We start from the raw sequence: 5234 nt of genomic DNA, 5'->3' as shown, positions 1-5234 counted from the left end.
TTCGAAAAACAGCTTGACGGAAAGATGGGGTGCTGTAGAATGCGCGCCTCGGTTGAGATGAAAGACTTGACCAACTGTTCTTTAACAACTGAATCAAGCAATTCGTGTGGGTGCTTGTGGGGTAAGACTGGTAGTCGACTGATTATCAGCATCACAAGTAACACTCGTGAATTCGAGAGTTTTTTGCGATTGCTGAGCCAAGTTTAGGGTTTTCTCAAAACCCAAGCAGTATTGAACTGAAGAGTTTGATCATGGCTCAGATTGAACGCTGGCGGCAGGCCTAACACATGCAAGTCGAGCGGATGAGGGGAGCTTGCTCCCTGATTTAGCGGCGGACGGGTGAGTAATGCCTAGGAATCTGCCTGGTGGTGGGGGATAACGTTCCGAAAGGAACGCTAATACCGCATACGTCCTACGGGAGAAAGCGGGGGATCTTCGGACCTCGCGCCATTAGATGAGCCTAGGTCGGATTAGCTAGTTGGTGAGGTAAAGGCTCACCAAGGCGACGATCCGTAACTGGTCTGAGAGGATGATCAGTCACACTGGAACTGAGACACGGTCCAGACTCCTACGGGAGGCAGCAGTGGGGAATATTGGACAATGGGCGAAAGCCTGATCCAGCCATGCCGCGTGTGTGAAGAAGGTCTTCGGATTGTAAAGCACTTTAAGTTGGGAGGAAGGGTATTCACCTAATACGTGAGTATTTTGACGTTACCGACAGAATAAGCACCGGCTAACTTCGTGCCAGCAGCCGCGGTAATACGAAGGGTGCAAGCGTTAATCGGAATTACTGGGCGTAAAGCGCGCGTAGGTGGTTCGTTAAGTTGGATGTGAAAGCCCCGGGCTCAACCTGGGAACTGCATCCAAAACTGGCGAGCTAGAGTACGGTAGAGGGTGGTGGAATTTCCTGTGTAGCGGTGAAATGCGTAGATATAGGAAGGAACACCAGTGGCGAAGGCGACCACCTGGACTGATACTGACACTGAGGTGCGAAAGCGTGGGGAGCAAACAGGATTAGATACCCTGGTAGTCCACGCCGTAAACGATGTCAACTAGCCGTTGGAATCCTTGAGATTTTAGTGGCGCAGCTAACGCATTAAGTTGACCGCCTGGGGAGTACGGCCGCAAGGTTAAAACTCAAATGAATTGACGGGGGCCCGCACAAGCGGTGGAGCATGTGGTTTAATTCGAAGCAACGCGAAGAACCTTACCTGGCCTTGACATGCTGAGAACTTTCCAGAGATGGATTGGTGCCTTCGGGAACTCAGACACAGGTGCTGCATGGCTGTCGTCAGCTCGTGTCGTGAGATGTTGGGTTAAGTCCCGTAACGAGCGCAACCCTTGTCCTTAGTTACCAGCACGTTATGGTGGGCACTCTAAGGAGACTGCCGGTGACAAACCGGAGGAAGGTGGGGATGACGTCAAGTCATCATGGCCCTTACGGCCAGGGCTACACACGTGCTACAATGGTCGGTACAAAGGGTTGCCAAGCCGCGAGGTGGAGCTAATCCCATAAAACCGATCGTAGTCCGGATCGCAGTCTGCAACTCGACTGCGTGAAGTCGGAATCGCTAGTAATCGTGAATCAGAATGTCACGGTGAATACGTTCCCGGGCCTTGTACACACCGCCCGTCACACCATGGGAGTGGGTTGCTCCAGAAGTAGCTAGTCTAACCTTCGGGGGGACGGTTACCACGGAGTGATTCATGACTGGGGTGAAGTCGTAACAAGGTAGCCGTAGGGGAACCTGCGGCTGGATCACCTCCTTAATCGAAGACACCGGCTTTCTCATAAGCTCCCACACGAATTGCTTGATTCATAGTCGAAGACGATGCTGTAACGCGACCCTGTTATAGGTCTGTAGCTCAGTTGGTTAGAGCGCACCCCTGATAAGGGTGAGGTCGGCAGTTCAAATCTGCCCAGACCTACCAATTGCTTGGTGCAGATGATTACGGGGCCATAGCTCAGCTGGGAGAGCGCCTGCTTTGCACGCAGGAGGTCAGCGGTTCGATCCCGCTTGGCTCCACCACTCTCGCGCGTTGCGGTAGCAGTGAAAGAGTTCAGAAATGAGCGCTTCAGGGTGAACCTGGTGAGTGCTGATTTCTGGTCTTTTGACCGGTACGAAAATCGTTCTTTAAAAATTTGGGTATGTGATAGAAGTGACTGATTAATTGCTTTCACTGGCAATTGATCTGGTCAAGGTAAAATTTGTAGTTCTCAAGACGCAAATTTTCGGCGAATGTCGTCTTCACGATTGAGATCGTAACCAGATTGCTTGGGGTTATATGGTCAAGTGAAGAAGCGCATACGGTGGATGCCTTGGCAGTCAGAGGCGATGAAAGACGTGGTAGCCTGCGAAAAGCTTCGGGGAGTCGGCAAACAGACTTTGATCCGGAGATCTCTGAATGGGGGAACCCACCCAGCATAAGCTGGGTATCACACACTGAATACATAGGTGTGTGAGGCGAACCAGGGGAACTGAAACATCTAAGTACCCTGAGGAAAAGAAATCAACCGAGATTCCCTAAGTAGTGGCGAGCGAACGGGGACTAGCCCTTAAGTTGATTTGAGAGTAGCGGAACGCTCTGGAAAGTGCGGCCATAGTGGGTGATAGCCCTGTACGCGAAACTCTCTTGTCAATGAAATCGAGTAGGACGGGGCACGAGAAACCTTGTCTGAATATGGGGGGACCATCCTCCAAGGCTAAATACTACTGACTGACCGATAGTGAACCAGTACCGTGAGGGAAAGGCGAAAAGAACCCCGGAGAGGGGAGTGAAATAGAACCTGAAACCGTATGCGTACAAGCAGTGGGAGCCTACTTTGTTGGGTGACTGCGTACCTTTTGTATAATGGGTCAGCGACTTATATTCAGTGGCGAGCTTAACCGAATAGGGGAGGCGTAGCGAAAGCGAGTCTTAATAGGGCGCTTTAGTCGCTGGGTATAGACCCGAAACCGGGCGATCTATCCATGGGCAGGTTGAAGGTTAGGTAACACTGACTGGAGGACCGAACCGACTACCGTTGAAAAGTTAGCGGATGACCTGTGGATCGGAGTGAAAGGCTAATCAAGCTCGGAGATAGCTGGTTCTCCTCGAAAGCTATTTAGGTAGCGCCTCGTGTATCACTGCTGGGGGTAGAGCACTGTTTCGGCTAGGGGGTCATCCCGACTTACCAAACCGATGCAAACTCCGAATACCGGCAAGTGTCAGCACGGGAGACACACGGCGGGTGCTAACGTCCGTCGTGAAAAGGGAAACAACCCAGACCGTCAGCTAAGGTCCCAAAGTTATGGTTAAGTGGGAAACGATGTGGGAAGGCTTAGACAGCTAGGAGGTTGGCTTAGAAGCAGCCACCCTTTAAAGAAAGCGTAATAGCTCACTAGTCGAGTCGGCCTGCGCGGAAGATGTAACGGGGCTCAAACCATACACCGAAGCTACGGGTTCATCTTAGGATGAGCGGTAGAGGAGCGTTCTGTAAGCCTGTGAAGGTGAGTTGAGAAGCTTGCTGGAGGTATCAGAAGTGCGAATGCTGACATGAGTAACGACAATGCGAGTGAAAAACTCGCACGCCGAAAGACCAAGGTTTCCTGCGCAACGTTAATCGACGCAGGGTTAGTCGGCCCCTAAGGCGAGGCAGAAATGCGTAGTCGATGGGAAACGGGTTAATATTCCCGTACTTCTAGTTACTGCGATGGAGGGACGGAGAAGGCTAGGCCAGCACGGCGTTGGTTGTCCGTGTTTAAGGTGGTAGGCTGGTTTCTTAGGTAAATCCGGGAGATCAAGGCCGAGAGCTGATGACGAGCGTTCTTTTAGAATGCGAAGTGGTTGATGCCATGCTTCCAGGAAAAGCTTCTAAGCTTCAGGTAACTAGGAACCGTACCCCAAACCGACACAGGTGGTTAGGTAGAGAATACCAAGGCGCTTGAGAGAACTCGGGTGAAGGAACTAGGCAAAATGGCACCGTAACTTCGGGAGAAGGTGCGCCGGTGAGGGTGAAGTATTTACTACGTAAGCCCATGCCGGTCGAAGATACCAGGCCGCTGCGACTGTTTATTAAAAACACAGCACTCTGCAAACACGAAAGTGGACGTATAGGGTGTGACGCCTGCCCGGTGCCGGAAGGTTAATTGATGGGGTTAGCGCAAGCGAAGCTCTTGATCGAAGCCCCGGTAAACGGCGGCCGTAACTATAACGGTCCTAAGGTAGCGAAATTCCTTGTCGGGTAAGTTCCGACCTGCACGAATGGCGTAACGATGGCGGCGCTGTCTCCACCCGAGACTCAGTGAAATTGAAATCGCTGTGAAGATGCAGTGTATCCGCGGCTAGACGGAAAGACCCCGTGAACCTTTACTATAGCTTTGCACTGGACTTTGAGCTTGCTTGTGTAGGATAGGTGGGAGGCTTTGAAGTGGGGACGCCAGTTCTCATGGAGCCATCCTTGAAATACCACCCTGGCAACCTTGAGGTTCTAACTCTGGTCCGTTATCCGGATCGAGGACAGTGTATGGTGGGTAGTTTGACTGGGGCGGTCTCCTCCCAAAGAGTAACGGAGGAGTACGAAGGTGCGCTCAGACCGGTCGGAAATCGGTCGTAGAGTATAAAGGCAAAAGCGCGCTTGACTGCGAGACAGACACGTCGAGCAGGTACGAAAGTAGGTCTTAGTGATCCGGTGGTTCTGTATGGAAGGGCCATCGCTCAACGGATAAAAGGTACTCCGGGGATAACAGGCTGATACCGCCCAAGAGTTCATATCGACGGCGGTGTTTGGCACCTCGATGTCGGCTCATCACATCCTGGGGCTGAAGCCGGTCCCAAGGGTATGGCTGTTCGCCATTTAAAGTGGTACGCGAGCTGGGTTTAGAACGTCGTGAGACAGTTCGGTCCCTATCTGCCGTGGACGTTTGAGATTTGAGAGGGGCTGACCTTAGTACGAGAGGACCGGGTTGGACGAACCTCTGGTGTTCCGGTTGTCACGCCAGTGGCATTGCCGGGTAGCTATGTTCGGAAAAGATAACCGCTGAAAGCATCTAAGCGGGAAACTTGCCTCAAGATGAGATCTCACTGGAGCCTTGAGCTCCCTGAAGGGCCGTCGAAGACTACGACGTTGATAGGTGGGGTGTGTAAGCGCTGTGAGGCGTTGAGCTAACCCATACTAATTGCCCGTGAGGCTTGACCATATAACACCCAAACAATCTGCTCTGAGAGCAGAGGGTGTCGATGGTGAAGTCGAC

The 5234-nt window shown here is 52.1% G+C and carries 2 tRNA genes and 2 rRNA genes; all 4 read left to right on the top strand.

From position 1 onward, the window contains the following. Positions 1-233 precede the first annotated feature (233 nt). Positions 234-1770, top strand: a 16S ribosomal RNA gene (locus EA796_RS22715). Between the two features lie 85 nt (positions 1771-1855). Then, positions 1856-1932 (top strand) — tRNA-Ile (locus EA796_RS22710). A 22-nt stretch (positions 1933-1954) separates the two neighbouring features. Further along, positions 1955-2030, top strand: a tRNA-Ala gene (locus tag EA796_RS22705). 258 nt (positions 2031-2288) lie between these two features. Continuing rightward, positions 2289-5180 (top strand): 23S ribosomal RNA (locus EA796_RS22700). Together the 16S and 23S rRNA genes with 2 tRNA genes alongside form the textbook arrangement of a ribosomal RNA operon. The last annotated feature ends 54 nt before the right edge of the window (positions 5181-5234 follow it).

The sequence above is a fragment of the Pseudomonas sp. AOB-7 genome (assembly GCF_003696305.1).
Taxonomy (GTDB): Bacteria; Pseudomonadota; Gammaproteobacteria; order Pseudomonadales; family Pseudomonadaceae; genus Aquipseudomonas.
The sequence above is the reverse complement of the archived record's forward strand: the minus strand, read 5'-3'. Positions and strand labels throughout refer to the sequence as shown.